The 17,144-nt window shown below is 74.0% G+C and carries 18 protein-coding genes; 5 read left to right on the top strand and 13 right to left on the bottom strand.

What is annotated here, in order from left to right; translation table 11 throughout:
• A partial coding sequence (locus ACH01S_RS37115) for a hypothetical protein (protein WP_218010529.1) occupies nt 1–225 on the bottom strand: 225 nt, incomplete at its 3' end.
• An 11-nt stretch (nt 226–236) separates the two neighbouring features.
• A complete protein-coding gene (locus ACH01S_RS37120; protein ID WP_067903556.1) occupies nt 237–983 on the bottom strand; it encodes an SDR family oxidoreductase in 747 nt (248 codons plus the stop codon).
• A gap of 276 nt (nt 984–1,259) precedes the next feature.
• Between ACH01S_RS37120 and ACH01S_RS37125 the strand changes: the two genes are divergently transcribed.
• Nucleotides 1,260–1,763 (top strand): DUF1269 domain-containing protein, encoded by a 504-nt coding sequence (locus ACH01S_RS37125; RefSeq protein WP_067903559.1) that lies wholly within the window; start codon nt 1,260–1,262, stop codon nt 1,761–1,763.
• A 1-nt stretch (nt 1,764) separates the two neighbouring features.
• On the opposite strand, the gene ACH01S_RS37130 is transcribed toward ACH01S_RS37125, so the two are convergent.
• From ACH01S_RS37130 to ACH01S_RS37140, 3 genes are read right to left on the bottom strand one after another with little or no spacing between them, the layout of a single operon-like run.
• The gene (locus tag ACH01S_RS37130; protein ID WP_067903562.1) at nt 1,765–2,769 is read right to left on the bottom strand and encodes an LLM class flavin-dependent oxidoreductase; all 1,005 of its coding nucleotides are present in this window, start codon (nt 2,767–2,769) and stop codon (nt 1,765–1,767) included.
• A gap of 9 nt (nt 2,770–2,778) precedes the next feature.
• Nucleotides 2,779–3,729, bottom strand: a complete 951-nt coding sequence (locus tag ACH01S_RS37135) for a PDR/VanB family oxidoreductase (RefSeq protein ID WP_067903565.1) — start codon at nt 3,727–3,729, stop codon at nt 2,779–2,781.
• A gap of 10 nt (nt 3,730–3,739) precedes the next feature.
• Nucleotides 3,740–6,040, bottom strand: coding sequence for a CaiB/BaiF CoA-transferase family protein (locus ACH01S_RS37140; RefSeq protein WP_218010530.1), 2,301 nt, complete (start codon nt 6,038–6,040; stop codon nt 3,740–3,742).
• A gap of 137 nt (nt 6,041–6,177) precedes the next feature.
• Between ACH01S_RS37140 and ACH01S_RS37145 the strand changes: the two genes are divergently transcribed.
• The gene (locus ACH01S_RS37145; protein WP_067903568.1) at nt 6,178–6,714 is read left to right on the top strand and encodes an FAS1-like dehydratase domain-containing protein; all 537 of its coding nucleotides are present in this window, start codon (nt 6,178–6,180) and stop codon (nt 6,712–6,714) included.
• Nucleotides 6,704–7,111 carry a hotdog family protein gene (locus ACH01S_RS37150; protein ID WP_067903571.1) on the top strand — a complete coding sequence of 136 codons (408 nt, stop codon included), beginning with the start codon at nt 6,704–6,706 and terminating at the stop codon, nt 7,109–7,111. Before ACH01S_RS37145 ends, ACH01S_RS37150 begins: the two co-directional genes overlap by 11 nt.
• Nucleotides 7,112–7,127: 16 nt before the next feature.
• Here ACH01S_RS37150 and ACH01S_RS37155 read toward each other — a convergent pair whose 3' ends face one another.
• From ACH01S_RS37155 to ACH01S_RS37175, 5 genes are all read right to left on the bottom strand, one after another.
• Nucleotides 7,128–7,937 (bottom strand): IclR family transcriptional regulator, encoded by an 810-nt coding sequence (locus tag ACH01S_RS37155; protein WP_067903574.1) that lies wholly within the window; start codon nt 7,935–7,937, stop codon nt 7,128–7,130.
• Between the two features lie 66 nt (nt 7,938–8,003).
• Nucleotides 8,004–8,879 (bottom strand): alpha/beta fold hydrolase, encoded by an 876-nt coding sequence (locus ACH01S_RS37160; protein WP_067903577.1) that lies wholly within the window; start codon nt 8,877–8,879, stop codon nt 8,004–8,006.
• Entirely contained in the window at nt 8,876–9,841 is a 966-nt protein-coding gene (locus tag ACH01S_RS37165) for a DODA-type extradiol aromatic ring-opening family dioxygenase (protein WP_067903583.1), read from the bottom strand. The genes ACH01S_RS37160 and ACH01S_RS37165 overlap by 4 nt, the downstream gene beginning before the upstream one ends.
• Nucleotides 9,838–11,169: a M20 family metallopeptidase gene (locus ACH01S_RS37170; RefSeq protein WP_067903588.1), complete on the bottom strand. Its 1,332-nt coding sequence runs from the start codon at nt 11,167–11,169 to the stop codon at nt 9,838–9,840. Before ACH01S_RS37170 ends, ACH01S_RS37165 begins: the two co-directional genes overlap by 4 nt.
• A 147-nt stretch (nt 11,170–11,316) precedes the next feature.
• Nucleotides 11,317–12,519 carry an aromatic ring-hydroxylating dioxygenase subunit alpha gene (locus tag ACH01S_RS37175; RefSeq protein WP_067903595.1) on the bottom strand — a complete coding sequence of 401 codons (1,203 nt, stop codon included), beginning with the start codon at nt 12,517–12,519 and terminating at the stop codon, nt 11,317–11,319.
• A gap of 213 nt (nt 12,520–12,732) precedes the next feature.
• Here ACH01S_RS37175 and ACH01S_RS37180 point away from each other — a divergent pair, with 213 nt between their 5' ends.
• Nucleotides 12,733–13,692: a quinone oxidoreductase family protein gene (locus ACH01S_RS37180; protein WP_067903712.1), complete on the top strand. Its 960-nt coding sequence runs from the start codon at nt 12,733–12,735 to the stop codon at nt 13,690–13,692.
• Between the two features lie 2 nt (nt 13,693–13,694).
• Here ACH01S_RS37180 and ACH01S_RS37185 read toward each other — a convergent pair whose 3' ends face one another.
• Complete coding sequence (locus tag ACH01S_RS37185; RefSeq protein WP_067903600.1) at nt 13,695–14,099, bottom strand: hotdog family protein; 405 nt, start codon at nt 14,097–14,099, stop codon at nt 13,695–13,697.
• On the bottom strand, nt 14,096–14,593 hold the full coding sequence (locus tag ACH01S_RS37190) for an FAS1-like dehydratase domain-containing protein (protein WP_218010532.1): 498 nt from the start codon (nt 14,591–14,593) through the stop codon (nt 14,096–14,098). Before ACH01S_RS37190 ends, ACH01S_RS37185 begins: the two co-directional genes overlap by 4 nt.
• A 127-nt stretch (nt 14,594–14,720) precedes the next feature.
• Here ACH01S_RS37190 and ACH01S_RS37195 point away from each other — a divergent pair, with 127 nt between their 5' ends.
• A complete protein-coding gene (locus ACH01S_RS37195; protein ID WP_067903605.1) occupies nt 14,721–15,581 on the top strand; it encodes an alpha/beta fold hydrolase in 861 nt (286 codons plus the stop codon).
• 62 nt (nt 15,582–15,643) lie between these two features.
• Here ACH01S_RS37195 and ACH01S_RS37200 read toward each other — a convergent pair whose 3' ends face one another.
• Nucleotides 15,644–17,047 carry an amidase gene (locus ACH01S_RS37200; RefSeq protein WP_067903609.1) on the bottom strand — a complete coding sequence of 468 codons (1,404 nt, stop codon included), beginning with the start codon at nt 17,045–17,047 and terminating at the stop codon, nt 15,644–15,646.
• Nucleotides 17,048–17,144 lie beyond the last annotated feature (97 nt).

The raw sequence follows: 17,144 nt of genomic DNA on the forward strand, positions 1-17,144 counted from the left end.
CCGCCGCGCCGCCCAGGCGGCCGGGCCGCCCGCGCCCGCGCCGACGTCCAGCAGCCGCGTGCCGGGCGCCAGCTCGCACGCCTCGGCGAGCCAGGCCAGCGCGGTGGGGCTGGCGCTGCCCCGGCACGCGGCCGGGATGGCGTGCTCCGCGCCGAGCTGCGCGACGGCCTCGGCGGTCCACGCGGCCACGTCGCCGAACTCGGCGACCATCGCGGGCGCGGTCATGGCCGTTCGCCCTACTTGTCGGCCGACAGCCAGTCGGCGTACTTGACCTGCCCGAGCGTCGCGCCGTCCACCGGAACGAGGTCGGGCTCGTTCAGCTCGGCGCCGAAGTAGCGCGCGTGCGGGTCGGTCACGACGTGCCGCCGGTCGCCCCAGGCGGTCAGCGCGGAGCGGAAGAAGTCGTCCATCCGGAACCGCTCGGGCCCGCCGATCTCGATGTCCCCGTTCAGCGGCTCGGCCAGCGCGGCGCGCCCGACCGCCTTCGCCACCTCGTCGCCCGCGATCGGCTGGAACGCGACGGGCGGCATCCGCACCGCGTCGCCGTCGGTGGCGCCGTCGGCGATGGCGTGCGCGAACTCGAAGAACTGCGTCGCGTGGACGATCGAGTACGGGATCCCCGACCGCTTGATCAGCTCCTCCTGCGCGTTCTTCGCCGCGAAGTAGCCGATGTCGGGACGCCGTCCCGTGCCCACCACCGACAGCGCCACATGGTGGCCGACCCCGGCCTCCGCCTCCGCGGCGAGCAGGTTGCCGGTCGACGTCCGGAAGAACTCCAGCACCGCCGCGTCCTCGAACGACGGCGAGTTCGACACGTCGATCACGACGGCCGCGCCCGCCACCGCGTCGGCCAGCCCCTCGCCGGTCAGCGTGTTCACCCCGGTGTTCGGCGAGGCGGCGACCGCCTCGTGGCCGCGCTCGCCGAGTCCCGCCACGAGCTTCGACCCGATCAGGCCGGTTCCGCCGATGACCACGATCTTCATAGGGAGCCCTCCGTTTCCGTTGAGGCGTTGGTTGCCCACTCGGTCGCCAGCTAAGACCGGACAGGGGGCCGCGCTGTGACAGGTCCGCCGAAAGTCTTTTGACGTGATTGACCCGGCGTTGGCCGCCGCGGATCGGCGGGCTGCCCGGGCCCGTCCCGCTCGCCCCGTCCAACGGAGACTTGACGAAGTCCGGTGGGAGGCATGACGAAGACGGAGGTAAGTAACGCACGTGCACATTTCCTGCACACACCGGCAAAGCAGTACACAGGGGGAACCATGAGCGATCTGATCGCCGTCGCCTACGACGACCTGCCCGCCGCCGAACGGGCCAGGGACAAGCTCGTCCAGTTGCAGAAGGAGCACGTCATCGAGCTGGCCGACCTCGTCATCGTCGAGCACCGCGAGGGCGGCAAGATCAAGCTCCACCAGGCCCGCAACCTCGTCGCGGGCGGCGCGCTCGGCGGCGCCGCGTGGGGCGGGTTGATCGGGCTCATCTTCTTCATGCCGCTGCTCGGCATGGCGATCGGCGGCGCGGCGGGCGCGGCCATGGGCGCCTCGTCCGACCTCGGCATCGACGACGACTTCATGCGCAACCTGGGCGACCACCTGCCGCCCGGCGGCGCGGCGGTGTTCGTCCTCGCCGACAAGCGCAACCCGGACAAGGTCATCCCGGAGATGGCCCCGCTCGGCGGCCACATCATCCAGACGTCCCTGTCCGACGAGGAGGAGCAGCACCTCCGCGAGGCGGTCAAGACCGCCCGCACCCCCCAGTACGCCTGATTCAGAGAGAGGGCAGGACGTCGCCGCCCACGGCCTCGATGAGGTCGTGCGGCGGGTCGTAGGAGCCGACGTGCTGGAGGAACACGCCCGACGCGCCCGCCGCGAACGTCTCGCGGAGCCGCGCCGCGATCTCGTCGGCGGTGCCGATGAGGCAGAAGGCGTTCGCGAAGGCGAGGGCGTCGTCGTCGGAGATCCAGCGGCCCGCGACCTCGACGGCCTGGTCCCAGTCCTCCGCGTGGACGAGGTCGGGGTAGACCTCGTCCACGCGGGCGGGCACGGAGACGTCGATCCCGGCGAGGGCGAGGAAGGGCGCGCCGCCGTTCTGCGCGATCGACGCGCAGATGGGCTTCAGCTTCCGGGCGGCCGCGGCCGCGTCGTCGGTGACCTCGCAGAACGCCGAGACCGTCAGCGGGACGTCCGCCGTCCGCCCCGCCTCGCGCGCCCCCTCCCCGACCTCCTTCGCGGCGGCGGCGAGGGTGTCGGGGGACACACCGCTGAGCAGCACGACGCCGTCCGCGACCGCACCCGCCAGCCGCAGGTTGCGCGGCCCGCTCGCGGCCACCTGGATCGGGACGGCCGGCGCCGGGTCGCGCAGCCGCGACCGCACCGGCCCGTAGTCCCATTCGCCGCCCGCGAGCAGCGCCCGCACCTGCGCGACGCCCGCCGCGAACTCCGCGCCGGTGCTCGCCCGCATCCCGACCGGCAGGACGGAGCTGTTCCCGACGCCGAGCCCGAGCGTGAAGCGGCCGGGCGCCAGCTCCGCGACCGTCCGCGCCGCCGACGCGACCACCGACGGGTGCCGGGTCGCGACGTTCGTCACGGCGGTGCCGAGCCCGATCCGCTCGGTGCGCAGGGCCGTCACCGACAGGACGGAGAAGACGTCCCGCCACAGCAGTTGCGAGTCGGGGAACCAGACCTCGTCGAAGCCGAGCCGCTCCGCCCGCGCCGCGACGGACGCGAGCCGGTCCGGGCGGTCGCACGCGGGGATCCGGATGCCGACCTTCATACCGTCTCCTTAAAGATCGAGGACGAGCCGTCCCGACAGGCAGCGGGAGACGCACGGCATCATCGTGCGCCCGGCCTCCCGCTCCGCGTCGGTCAGCAGTTCGTCGCGGTGGTCCGGGACCCCGGCGAGGACGGACGTCTCGCACGTCCCGCAGATCCCCTCGCCGCACGCGGTCGGGACGGAGATCCCGGAGCGGTCCAGCGCGTCGACGACCGACTCGTCGGCCGCGACGTCCACGGTCAGCCCGGACCGCGCGCACTCCACCTGGAAGGCGGTGTCGTCGCCGTCCAGGGACGGGTCGCGGGGCGCGGCGGCGAAGCGCTCGACGTGCAGGCTGCCGTCCGGCCACGCCGCGCACCGCGCCTCGACCGCCGCGAGCAGGCCCTCCGGGCCGCAGCAGTACACGGCCGTGCCCGGCTCGGGCGTGCCGAGCAGGGCGTCGAGGTCGGGACGCCCCGCGCCGTCCTCGGGGACGACGGTCACCGCGTCCCCGTACGGGACGAGCTCCGGCAGGAACGCCATCGACGTCCGGCTCCGCCCGCCGTACACGAGCCGCCACGGGACGCCGTCCGCCGACGCCCGCGCCATCATCGGCAGCAGTGGCGTGATGCCGATGCCGCCCGCGATGAACAGGTAGCGCGGCGCGTCGACCAGCGGGAACCGGTTGCGCGGCCCGCGCACCCGCACCACCTGGCCGGGCCGGAGCTCCTCATGGACGTAGGCGGAGCCGCCCCGGCCGTCGGGCTGGTACAGGATGCCGATCCGGTACGTCCCGGTGTCGGCGGGCGTCCCGCACAGCGAGTACTGGCGGATCCACTTCCCGAGGTCGAGCTCCAGGTGCGCGCCGGGCTCCCAGGGCGGCAGCGGCGCGCCGTCCGGCCGGGCCAGGACGACGGACAGGACCCCGTCCGCCTCCCAGGTCATCGACCGGACGAGCAGGTCGTGTTCGTTCTCTTCCATGGTGCGCGTCCTATTCCAGGACGCCGGCTGTGCGCAGGGCGTCCTGTTCGGCGGTGCTCAGGCCGAGCAGGTCCGTCAGCACCCCGGCGGTGTGCTCGCCGAGGCGCGGGGCGGGCGCGGTGACGCCGCCCGAGGCGCGGGCCATCCGGACGGGCAGGCCCTCATGCAGGAAGGTCCCGCCGGCGGGGTGGCCGAGCGAGCGGTAGAAGTCCCACGCGCGGAGGGCCTCGTCGTGTTCGACGAGCGTGCGGCCGTCGCGCACCGCGTACGCGGGGACGCCGTGCCGCTGGAGGGTCTCGGCCACCGACTCGGCGGGGCGCGACCGCGTCCAGGCGGCGAGGCGGCGCTCGATTTCGTCCTCGTGCTCGCGGCGTCCGGGCAGGGTCGCCCACGCGGGATCGCCGGGCAGGCCGGTCGCGGCGAGGAGGCGGGCGAAGTCGCCGTCGTCGCGCGCCGCGACCGCCACCCACGTGTCGTCGCCGAGGCAGGGGAACACGCCGTGCGGGGACATGCGGGGGTGCCGGTTGCCGATCGGCTCGACGTGCTCGCCGAACCCGACGCGGGCGATCGCGTCCCCGAGGTGCGCGGCGGCGGTCTCCAGTTGCGCGAGGTCGACGTGCTGGCCCTCGCCGGTGCGGTCGCGGACGTCCAGCGCGGCGAGCGCGGCGAGGGCGGCGTGGTGCCCGGCGATGATGTCCGCGAGGCCGTAGACGACGCCGACCGGCGGCTCGCCCGGCTCGCCGGTGAGGGCCGTCCAGCCGGACAGGGCGGACACGGCGTCGGCGTAGGACACGTAGTCGCGCCAGGGCCCGGTGTGCCCCATGCCGGACATGCTCACCACCACGATGTCCGGACGCGCCGCGCGCAGCCGCTCGTACCCGAGGCCGAGCCGGTCGAGGACGCCCGCCGCGAAGTTCTCCACGACCAGGTCGCAGTGCGCGGCGAGCCGCAGCGCGAGGTCGCGGCCCTCCTCGGTGCGGAGGTTGAGCGTGACGCTCTTCTTGTTGCGGTTGACGTTGTTGAAGTAGCCGCTGGTGTCCGGGTCGGCGTCGGACGAGCGGGACAGGTGGAAGCCGGTCGAGAACCGGGTCGGGTCGGGCCGGTGCCGCGACTCGATCTTGATGACCTCGGCGCCGTGGTCGGCGAGGGTCTTCGTCGCGTACGGGCCCGCGAGCACCCAGGTGAGGTCGAGGACGCGCACCCCGTCCAGCGCCCCGCGCGCCCCGCGCGTCTTGCGGGACGCCGCGCGCCGCCGCGCCGGGCCCGCGCCCGCCGGACGCGAGCCGGGCTCCGGCACCCGCAGCGGGCTCGGCGGCTCCGCGCCGCGCACCCGGGCGGCGAAGCCCACGTCCACGACCGGGCCTGAGCCGGTGACGAGTTCGGCGAAGAAGCCGCGGTCCTGGAGCTGCGCGTTTCCGGTCAGCTCGTCCGGGCGCAGCACCGCCGCCCACGGGAGCCTGCGCGCCTGGCCCTCGTGGAAGAGCCGGTCGCGGTCCCGGTCCCGGACGATCTTCGCGAGCCGCTGGAAGATCTCCTCCCGGTGCACGACGCGGTAGTCCGGGTCCTGCCAGCGCGCGTCGGCGAGGTCGCCCGCGTCGCCGGTCTCGACGAGCCAGGCGAGCAGCGCGTCGAACATCCGGGGGCTGCCGCCGAGACCGCCCGCGATGACGCCGTCCGCCGTGGCGAACAGCGTGTGCGGGGCGAGCGGGTGCGTGCTGCCGGTGCGCGGCGGGACGCGTCCCGTGTGGATGTAGGTGATCGCGCCGAACTCCAGGCTGGCGGCGACCGCCGCCTGCGCCGACACCACCACCCGCTGCCCGCCGCCCGCGCGGACCGCGAGCAGCGCCGCGATCGCCGCGTTCACGCCCGCGAGCTGGACGGCCTGGTCGCCGTAGGGCCGCAGCGGCGGCCGGTCGGGACGTCCGACCAGCGCGAGCATGCCGCCCGCCGCCGCGACGGTCAGGTCGGTCGCCGCCCAGCCGGACGCCGGACCGGCGTCGCCGTACGGGGTCAGCACGATGTGCACGACGTCCGGACCGGCGGCCCGCACCAGCTCGGCGGCGACGTCGGCGGTGGACGGGTCGCCGAGGGTGCCGTCCAGGATCACCTCGCAGGACGGCGCGAGGGCCGCCGCGTCCGCCGCCGTCGCCGCGGACTTCCCGCCCGCCCGGTGGGCGAACCCGACCGGGTCGGCGCGGCGCTCCGGCACGCCCCCGGCGGGCTCGACGATCGTGACGTCCGCGCCCAGGCCGACGAGCGTGCGCCCGGCGTCCGGGGCGGCGAAGTCGCCGATTTCCAGCACACGGATCACGGGGGGACCTCCTGCGGGTGCTCGGTGGGCGGGTGCTGACGACGGTAAGGACCCGGCGCCCGGCCACCAACCGGCGCGGTCCGGTGAGCAGGACGATCGGGTTACCGCCCCGTCCCCGCCGTGGAAACGTCGGTCCCGTGACGAAGGATGACGAGCGCGCCCGCGACCCGCTCGACGAGGTGTGCGCGCGGGCCGAGCGCCTGGTGGGCGCGGTCGAGCGGGAGCGGCTGGGCGAGGTCACGGTCCGGGACGTCTGCCGGTACGCGGTCGCGGTCGGCGCCGACGACCACGCGGCGGCCGCCCGCGCGGACGAGGCCGCCGGACGCCCGGTCGTCGCGCCGCCGATGTTCCTGACCGGCATCCTGAGCTGGGCGGACGGCCCGCCGGAGGGCGAGCTGCGGCCGGACGGGCTCGCCGCGCGCGAGTCGCCCTGCACGGCGGGCCTCCCGGTGCGGCAGGTGCACGGCGGGCAGGCCGTCCGGCTGCTCGCGCCCGTCACGGCCGGGACGGTCGTGCACGCCGAGCGGCGGCTCACGAGCGCGTCGCGCAAGCACGGCAGGGCCGGGGACTTCGTCGTCCTCGCCCTGCGCACGGACTACACGGACGCCGCCGGGACGCCCCTCGTGGTCATGGACGAATCGGTGATCGTGCTGGGAGACGGCGATGGAGACTGAACCGGGCGCGGCGTGCCCGCCGATCGAGTACACCCCGACGCACCTGGCGCTCTTCCGGTTCAGCGCGGTGACCTGGAACTCGCACCGCATCCACTACGACCAGGCGCACGCCCGCGCCGAGGGGTTCCCCGACGTGGTGGTGCAGTCGACCCTGCACGGCGAGATGTTCGCGCGGACCGCGCTGAACGCCGCCGGGCCCGGCGCCGTCCTGCGCCGGGTCGAGTGGCGCAACCGCGCGACCGCGTTCGCGGGCGTCCCGCTGACGTTCTCCGGACGGGTCACGGCGGTGACGGACGACGGCGACGGGCGCCTCGTCGAGTTCGACCTCGCCGGGACGGCCGCCGACGGGACGGTGTGCGCGACCGGCACCGCTGAGGTGCGCGTCCCGTCGCGGTGACCGTCCCGCCGGCGGCCTAGGAGGCGGACTGGAGCGAGCGGGAGATCCCGTTCGCCGCCGTCCGCAGGCCCCCGGCGAACCGCCCGAGGTTCATCCGGAAGGTCGGCGCCGTGATCGACAGCGCGCCGACCAGCTCGTCCTCCTCGCCGAAGACCGGGACGGCCACGCTCATGTAGCCGAGCCTCGTCTCCTCGACCTCGACCGCGAGGCGTCCGGCGCGGGCCCGCTCGATCTGCTGGCGGAGCCGCCCCGGCTGGGTGACGGTCTTGCGGGTCAGCACCGTCAGCCCGTTGCGGAGCACCTCCTGGAGCAGTTCGGGAGGCGAGAAGGCGAGGATCACCTTTCCCGTGGCCGTGCAGTGCAGCGGCAGCCGTCCCGCGATCCGCGACTGCTTGTTCAGCCCGCGATGGACGACGAGCTTCTCCACATAGAGCACTTCCAGCCCGTCGTGAATCGCGAAATGGACGGTCTCCTGCGTGGCGAGCAGCAGGTCCTCCATATACGGGTGGGCGGCCTCGCGGAGATTGCGCTGCCGCGGCACCCGCTGGCCGATCTCGAACAGCCGCAGGCCGAGCCGGTACCGGTTCCCGGCCCGTTCGAGCACGCCCCATTCGAGCAGTTCCTGGGCGAGCCGGTGCACGCTGGCCTTCGTCACCCCGGACCGCCGGACCAGCTCGGCGAGCGAGAGCGCGTCGTCGTCGGCGGTGAACGCCTCGATGATGAGCCGCGTCTTGCCGATGACGGAGTTCATCGAGTCGACGTCCGCGGGCTGCTCCGCGGCGGCGACGGCTGTCGATCCGGAACGAGCGAACGGAACCACTGCCATGACACAAACCTCGCAGGGGATTCGGCGGCCATGGGAGCCTGGATGATGTAACAAATCACATTCTGCTTACTTTGGCAATGCTCTGACCTGGGCGTCCGCGAGGAAGGCCAAGCTCAGCGGGTTGTACTCGTCGGCCCGCTCGTGCTGCGGCCAGTGCCCGCACCCGTTGAAGACCTCCAGCCGCGCGCCGGGGATCGCGTCGGTGATCGCCTGCGCCTCGGGCACGTCGCCGAACGGGTTCTTGTTGCCCCAGACGACCAGCGTCGGCGCCGTGATCCGGCCCATCCGCTCCGGCAGCAGCAGGTTCCGCTCGCGGACCTCCGTCTCCTGCAGGGCCAGCAGGTTCGGCAGGTTCTTCTGGAAGTCCGGACGGTGGTAGATCGTGTAGCGGACCTCGGTCAGCTCGTCGCCGAGCTCCTCGTCCCAGTCGGCCCACAGGAGGCGCAGCCGGTCGCGGGTCAGCTCCACGTCCTCGCTCAGGGACGCGGCCGTCGTCGTCTTCTTGATGCGCTCCATCACCGGCGGGTTGACCTTGGTGCCGCCCATGCACAGCAGTTGCAGCGACGCGACCCGCTCCGGGTGCTCGCTCGCCGCCCACGCCGACACCCACCCGCCGAGCGACTCGCCGACGAGGTGGGCGCGCTCCGCGCCGACCGCGTCCAGGTAGGCGATCAGGTGCTCGACGTAGCGCGGGATCTCCTGCGGGACGTCCGGCTTCCCGGTGTACCCGTGCCCGAGCATGTCGACAGCGTGGCAGCGGTACTTCTCCGCGTGCGCCGGGAGGTTCCGGACGAACGCCTCCAGGTGCCCGCTGGTGCCGTGCAGGAAGACGACGTGCTCGCCGTCCTCGGGCCCGGCCTGCACCGCCCTCGTCCGGACGCCGCCCGCGTCGACGTAGGTGTGCCGGTAGTCGAGATCCGACAGCGCGGTCCAGATGCTCATCGTTCAGCCTTTCCTTGTTCGCCACTGGGGGCGGGGTCGATGACGGCGACGGCCATTCCGGTGAGCCAGTCGGGGATCGCCTCGTAGGCGAGGCGGCGGCCGGGCGCGTGCCCGAGCGCGGCGGCCATGATCAGCCAGGTGCGCAGTTCCTGCGCGCCGTTCCCGGCCGCCTTTTCGAGTTCCGCTGTCGTCTGGGCGGTGAGGCGGTGCGTCTCGCCCTTCTCGACCAGGTCGAGGAACTGCTCGTCGAATTCCGGGGTGATGGCGCTTTCGGCGGCCCGGACGATCTGCCGCCGCCGCGCGTCGTAGTCGCGCCAGTTGTTGCGGCCGTCGAGCCAGGCGCGGACCATGAACTCCTCGTCGTCGCCGTCCGGGCTCCGCCAGTCGGGCCAGGGCAGCCGGTGCGACAGGCCGCCGGAGCCGACGACGGCGACGCGCCTCCCGCCGGGGAACGCGGTGACGGCCTCCCGGATCGCGTGGCCGAGCGCCTCGCAGCGGGCGAGGGTCGGCAGCGGCGGCGCGAACACGTTCACCACGAGCGGGACGATCTCCACGTCCAGCCCGTCGAGCAGGTACTGGATCGCGTGCGACTGCCCGTGGTCGATCTGCAGCCGGGCGGAGAACGCGACGTCGAAACGGCCGCCGCCGACGAGCGAGTCGGCGATGTGCCGGGCCAGTTCCACGTCCACCGGCTGCGGGCCCTCCGGCGTTCCGGACTCGCCGCTCGCGACGCATTCGCCGACGCCGATCGTGAAGCTCGGAATGAGGTCGAGCCAGAACCCGCGGAAATGGTTCGAGCCGACCAGGACGACGGTGTCCGGACGCGCGGCGGCCAATTCGTCGCGGGCGGCGCGGAGGCCGTCGCGGAAACGCTCCGCCTCGTCCTTGTGGGTCGTCTCCTCCCAATGGGTGTTCATCAGCGTGCTGTGCGACGCTCCGACACCGAGCACGATCTCCGTCACAGTCCCACCTCGGCTCGGGTTCGGGTCAGGGTGTCGACGGCGGTGCGGATCAGATGGCGCGTGAGCCTTTCCATCTCCCGGACGTCGACTGTGTTCATCCCCATCGAGAAGTCGATGTCGAATGGCGCGTCGGTCACCTTGGGCATGCCGATCCGCACGGTCGGGACGCCCCGGCCGCGCAGGATGTTGGCGTCCGTCGCGCCGCTGTTGCCGCGGATGACCTCGTGCGGGCGTCCCGCCATGGCCTCCCACGCGGCGATCGCGCTGCGGCACACCCACATCTCCGGATCGGACGCGGTGCCCGGAATGGCGAGCACCATTTCGAATGTCACCTCCGTTCCGGGAAGGTCTTCTCGGATCCGCTCGATCGCGGCGGCGAATTCCCGCTTGGCCTGCATCGGCGTCGTGCGCGGGCTGAGCCGCAGGTCGACCAGCATCCGGCAGGCGGCGGGCGTGACCGCCGCCATTCGCGGCCAGCCGCCCTCCACGGAGGCGACGACGCCCTGCGGCGCGACCGTCCCCCCGGTGTGCCGCTCGGCGTACTCGGGGAACCAGGCTTCGAGCCGCTTCGCGACCTCGCCCGCGGCGGCGATCGCGTTCCGGTAGGGCAGGCGGTGCCGCGACCCGACGTAGGTGTGGACGCCGTTCACCGTCACCTCGAACCAGGCGAGGCCGACCTCCTCCCAGGACACCGTCCAGCCGGGCTTGGCGATGACCGCGAAGTCGGTCCAGTGGCCCTGTTCGAGCAGGAACGAGCAGCCCGCGCCCTGCCCGGTGTTGCGCCGGACGTCCCCCGGCAGCGCGTTCGTCGGCATCCCCCCGGCGCCGAACGCGACGAGCAGGTCGCCGGTCAGCGGCACCCCCGCGCGGTGGATCGCCTCGGCGGCCATCAGCACGCAGGCCGCGTGGCCCTTCGGGTTGGACGCGCCCAGCCCGGTCACGAGGTCGCCGACGTCGCGCGCCTCGGCGCGCATGTCGGGACGCAGCTCCGGCCCGATCCAAGGGACGTCCTCGTCCGGGTCGCCCGTGGTCAGCGTGTCGATCGGCGCGTACAGCATGAGGTCGGGGCCGGTGCCGTCGCCGGGCAGCCGCCCCCACGCGTTCGCCTGCCGGTCGTCGATCGGCTGCGCCGCCGCCGGGATCCCGGCGGCGGCGAGCGTGTCCGCGATGTGCCGGGCGAGCGGGCCCTCGCGGCCGGTGGGGCTCGGCACGTCCACCAGGCCGCGCACCAGGGCGCGGAGCCGGTCGGCGGTGACGTGCCGCCACGCCGCCGCGACCTGGTCGCGGCGGCGCCCGTCCAGCCCGGCGAGCCCGTCCGGAGCGGTCACGGGTCGATCCGGTGGACCTGGGTGTTGACGGTGCGGGCGAGCCGCCGCCAGCACAGCGGCGCGACCACCGCGAGGGCCGCGCCCGCGAGCAGGGTGAGCAGGGTACGTCGCACGGGTCTCTCCTTGGCTGTCATTTCGCGTTGGATGTCATTTCGCGCCCGCCGCCGCCTTCTTCTTCGAGAACTCCTCCTGCGCGAGGCCGCGCCAGGCGGTGAGCGACACGTCGGGGCGGTAGAGCTTCTCCGGCGGGGCGTCGGTGACGTCGACCATCCAGGCGTCCTGGCCGGTGAACTGGCCGTGGAACAGCCAGCGGATCGCGCCCAGGTACTTGACGTAGAACCCGGCGGCCTTCCACCCCTCGGTGAAGTTGATCATCACGCCGACGTAGCGGTGGTGGTCGGCGTCCACCGGGACGTAGAACTCGTAATGGATGAAGTTCGGGTAGACGATGCGCAGCACGCCCGGCATGGACAGCGACGCGAACCCCGGGAAATCGCATTTCTCTATGACCGGGTCGACCTTCTTCGGCTTGCCGGTGTTGCCGATGTTGAAGGTCTCCTTCGGCGGCTGGAGCTTCCACCACCGCTTGTTCGACCAGCGTCCGACGCCGGGGAAGGTCGCGTCCCAGTGCACCTCCTCCTGGACGCGGTAGATCCACCGCCCGCCAGGGACGATCTTGGTAATGTTCCAGGTGGGCATCGGCTTGAACATCCGCCACAGCGAGGTGCGGTGCAGGTATTTCGCGTGCCCCTCGTCGAAGCCGTTCTCGGCGGCGAACCGCCAGTTCCCGGAACGCTCCTGCATCCGGCCGCCCATGACGAACTGGTTCTCGACCAGTTCCTCGGGAAGCTGCGAGTCGATCGGGTGCGGCTCCTCGTTGGCGAGGGGCACGTACACCCACACCATTCCGAGCCGTTCCTCGACCGGATAGGTCCGCACGGTGACCTTGCCGCAGATGCGCGATTCGGGCCCGTCGGTGATGACCGCGCACAACTGACCGTCGTTCAGCCGGTACGTCCAGCCGTGGTACGGGCAGCTCAGCGTGCCCGGGAACTGCTGGTCGCCGAGCGACAGCGGGACGCCCCGGTGCGGGCAGCGGTCGTGCAGCGCGTACGCCCGGCCGCCGTCCCGGACCAGCGCGATCTTCTCCCCGCAGACCTTGACGGCGAGCGGCTTCCCGGTCACGTGACTGGACCAGGTGACCGGGTACCAGTAGCCGCGGAAGCCCTCGGCGGCGGCGTCGTACTCGGGCCAGGCGGACCAGTCCTGCCGGCCCGGCCGCGCGACCCCGCGCGCCCTGGGGCGGGCGCCGACCCCGTCCTGCGGATCGGGCGAGTCTGAGCCGGTCATGCGCATCGTCCTTCCGGATGTCACGTTGAGCGATGCCGAGATGATTGGCCGCCGGAAACGGCTTGCCTATGGAAACGGACCGCTGAGCAAGACGCCGGGAACCGGGCGGCGCGCATAGGCGGGTGGCGGGGACCGGGCGGGCGGCCCGCCGGTCCGGTAGGCGGACCGCGCGCCATGCGGGCGCGCGGCGGCCGGTCCTACGGTGAGGGCGTGATGACCACGGTGAACGCGTCCAGGGCGCTCGTGCTGACCGAGTTCGGATCGACGCCGCGCGTCGAGACCCGCCGGGTCCCGCCGCCCGGGGACGGGGAGACGCTCGTCCGGATCGGCGCGGCGCAGGTCGGGCACCTCGACCTCAACATCGTGGACGGCCGGTTCGGCATCCTGCCGCCGCTGCCGTTCGTGCCCGGCACCGAGGCGTGCGGGACGGTCGTCGCGTCCGGCGTCCACCCGGTGGGCGCGCTGGTCCGGGTGCGCGGCGCCGGTCTCGGCCTGCGCCGGGACGGCGGCTGGGCCGACCACGCCGTCGTCCCGGACAAGGCGGTCGTCGCCGTCCCGGACGGCGTCGACCCGGCGCTGGCCTGCTGCTTCTTCTCGCCCGCCGCCACGGCCTGGGCCGCGCTGCACGACGTCGCGGCGGTCGAGGCGGGGGAGCGCGTCGTCGTGACCGGCGCGGCGGGGGCGGTCGGGTCGCTGGCCGCGCAGCTCGCGGTGCGGGCCGGGGCCGAGGTGATCGGGGTCGTCGGACGGCCCGGCAAGCTGGCGCACGTCCCGGCCGGGGCGCGGGCCGTCCTCGCCGGCGACCTCGCGGACCGCGACGCGCTCGGCGGCCCCGTCGACGCGCTGGTCGACACCGTCGGCGGGCCGGTGCTCGCGAACGGGCTCGGGCACGTCCGGCCGGGCGGCCGGGCCGCGCTCGTCGGGTACACCGCCGGTCGCGAGTTCACCGTCGACCTGGCCGACTTCCTGCTCGCGAACGTCTCGCTGCTGCCGGTCAACCTGATGGTGCGCGGCGGCGCGCTCGCCGAGGTCGGCGACCGGCTGCTGACGGAGATCGCCGCCGGGGAGCTGAGCCTGCGCGTCGAGCGGTACGGGCTCGACCGGCTCGGCGAGGCCGTCGAGCGGCTGCGCACCGGCGCGGCCATCGGCAAGGTCGCCCTGACGATGTCCTGACCTCAGGGACGCCGGGCGACGACGGCGTGGCCGCGGCAGCACACGGTGCCGTCGCCGCGCCGTTCCTCCAGGTCGAGGACGATCTCGTCCGGGCCGACCTCGCGGACGGTGCCGGTGACGGTCAGCCGGTCCCCGGCGCACGCGGGCGCGCGGTTGCGCCAGCCGACCGCGCGGACCGCCGCCGGGTCGCCGCCCGCGAACTCCGCCGCCGCGCGGTGGAACAGGCAGCCGTGCAACTGGGCCATCACGACCGGCCCGTCGAGCCCCTCGGAGCGGGCGAACTCGGCGTCATAGTGGATCCGGTGCGCGTTCCGCGTCACCGCGCCGAACCGCAGCAGCCGGACCGCGTCGGGCGCGGCCCGCACGGGCGTCACATCCTGCCCCGGGACGGGCGCGTGCTCGCTCATCGGACGATGAACCTTTCCGTGACCTCGGCGAGGACGCCGCGCTCCGGCGTCCCGTACGTCTTCTCGACGGTCAGCAGGACGAAGCCCGCCCCGCGCCCCTTCCGCTCGACGGAGACGAGCGTCCGCCGGACCTCGATGTCGTCGCCCACGCGGACCGCGCCCGTCCAGCGGACGTCCTGGCCCCCGGCCATCAGGGAGACGTCCAGGCCGTCCGTGCCGGGGACCTCGTCGCGGTACATGCCGTCCGGGCGGAACTCGGCGTCGGCCGCGCCGGGCGCGCCGCGCAGCAGGCTGACGACGTACATCGGATGGACGGCGAACTCCGGGTGGTCGGGGTCGACCAGGCGCGGCGAGTCCTCCCCGGCGGCCCGCGCGAACTCGGCGGCGGCGTCGGCGCGCACGACGCCGAGCGACCGGCGCTCCACCCGTCCGACCAGGGCGCGGGCGCGCTTCTCGGCGAGGTCCACGTCCGTGGGGGACGGCTCCGGTTCCACCTGCCACCTCCGTTGGGGTCGTCCGGAAACGCACCCTACGCACGGGCCCGATCGGCGGTAAGGGGCGGGGACCGCTCAGCGGACCGCCGCACTTCCGGCGCCCGCGCCCGCCGGTGATGATCCGGGGATGGACACCAAGCCGGGCCCCGAGGGCCTTTACGCCGAGGCAGACGGCGTGAAATACCACTACACGAGAATGGGTTCGGGCGCCCCGACGATTTTCCTGCACGGCGGCGGTCCGGGCTGCACGGCCTGGACGGACTTCGGCGCCATCGCGCCAATGTTCGCGCGCGACCGGGACTGCTTCCTGGTCGACATCCTCCAGTACGGCCGGTCGGAGAAATGCGTCATCACCGGGCCGATGTGGGACTTCCACGCCGCCAAGACGATCGCGCTCATGGACACCCTGGAAATCGGCCGCGCCGACTTCGTGTGCAATTCCTGGGGCGGCACGATCGCGCTGAACCTGGCCGCGAAGTATCCCGAGCGGGTGCGGTCCCTGGTCGTCACGGGCAGCATGCCGGTGTTCTACGGGCCGCTCGCCCCGCTGCCCGAGGGCGGCCGCCGGGGCCGCAACGCCCGCGACGCCTACTACGGCGGGACGGGCCCGTCCTGGGAGAAGATGCGCGACCTCATCGCGCGGCTGGAATGGTACGACGCCGAGGCCCTCCCCGACGAGACCGTCACGCTCCGGTACGAGCAGAGCCTCGACCCCGAGGAGATGGCGCTCGCCGCGTCCTCGGACAACCCGCGCGGCGACTGGCAGGATCTCACCGAGGAACTCGGCCGCGTCATCGCGCCCGTCCTGTTCGCGTGGGGCATGTACGACGCGTTCCTGACGCCCGACTATCCGCTGATGCTGGCCCGCATGGTGCCGCGCGGACACCTCTACGTCATGGACTACGCCTCGCACCACTTGCAGGAGGAGCGTCCCCACGACTTCTACTCGGTGGTGACCGGCTTCCTGAACCAGCGCCACGACGACTGACGCGGCGACACGCGACGACACGCGGCGGGACGGGCCGGGCCCGTCCCGCCGCGCGCTCGTTCTCAGGAGAGGGCGGGGCGGTCGACGATCTGGAAGCCGCCCGTCTCGCGCTCGATCGCGGCGCAGGCGGCGAGCACCAGGTCCTCCCGCCAGCACTGCGCGATGACCTGCACCCCGATCGGCAGGCCGTCCTCGACCCCGGCCGGGACGGACGCCGACGGCAGCCCGGCGACGCTGTAGGTGTGGGTGTAGTTGAACCCCTCGTACCGGCCGTAGTCGGCGGCGACGCCCCGCGGCGGCTCGCCGTGCCGGGGCGCGGGCCCGGCGGCGACCGGGGCGAGCACGACGTCGTAGCCGTCGATCCACCGCCGCACCCGTGACCGCAGGCCGAACATCCGGTCGAGCAGCGCGAAGTAGTCCCCGGCGGACGTCGAGCTGCCGTGCCGGGGGTTGTCCAGCAGGTCGAGGAACTGCTCGGTGTGGTCGTCCGGGGCGTCCCCGACCAGGGCGCGGACGCCGGCGCCGCCGTCCGCGGCGAGCGCGGCGAAGAACAGCTCGGTCGCCTCGGCGACCGCGGGCGGCTCGACCTGGACGACCGCCGCCCCGGCCTTCTCCAGGATCCCGGCGGCGCGCCGCACGGCCGCGACGGTCGCGTCCGAGGGGTGGGCGAGGCCGTCCTCGACGTACCAGCCGACGCGCAGGCCCGCGACGTCGACCGCCGACCAGTCGCGCAGCGGCACCGGGTGCGCGAACGGGTCCGCGAGGTCCGGCCCGTGGATCACGTCGAGGAGCAGCGCGATGTCCGCCGTGGAGCGTCCCATCGGGCCGATGCAGGTGATGTCGAGGGTCGGGCCCGAGCGCTTGTCGGGCCAGCTCCCCGTCGCGGGGACGCGCCCGACCGTGGGCCGCAGGCCGACGAGCCCGCAGTAGTGGCTCGGCACGCGGACGGAGCCGCCGCCGTCCGTGCCGACGCCGAGCGGGGACGCGTCCGCGCCGAGGACCGCCGCCTCCCCGCCGCTGGACCCGCCCGGCGTCCGCGCGGCGTCGAGCGGATGGCTGGTCCGCCCGTACACCTTGTTGTCGGTCTCGTAGGACGAGCCGAGCTCCGGCATGTTCGTCTTGCCGAGGATCACGCCCCCGGCCCGCTTGATCCGCTGGACGACCACCGCGTCCGCCTGCGGGACGTCCTCGCGGGCGCGCGACCCGGCCCGGCAGGGCAGGCCCGCGACGTCCAGGCAGTCCTTGATCGTGACGGGCAGGCCGAGCAGCGGGCCGCCCTCGCCGCGGCTCCGGCGGTCGTCGGCGTCCCGGGCCGCCGCCCGCACGGCGTCCGCGTCGAGCGCGACCACGGCGTTGACGCGGGGGTTCGCGGCGGCGACGCGGGCGAGGTAGTGCTCGGCCAGCTCGACCGCCGAGATCTCCCCCCGCCCCATGCGGGCCAGCCATTCCGTGGCCGTGGGCTGCATGCGTGAACTCCTTCCGCCGGTTCGGTGCATGGTCGCGCACGCGGGGCGCCCGGCGGGAGGGCGGCGGTCCGCTGTCCGAACCGGCTCCGGCGCCCCC

Origin of the sequence: Actinomadura chibensis NBRC 106107 (assembly GCF_001552135.1) — a bacterium.
GTDB classification, from domain to species: domain Bacteria; phylum Actinomycetota; class Actinomycetes; order Streptosporangiales; family Streptosporangiaceae; genus Spirillospora; species Spirillospora chibensis.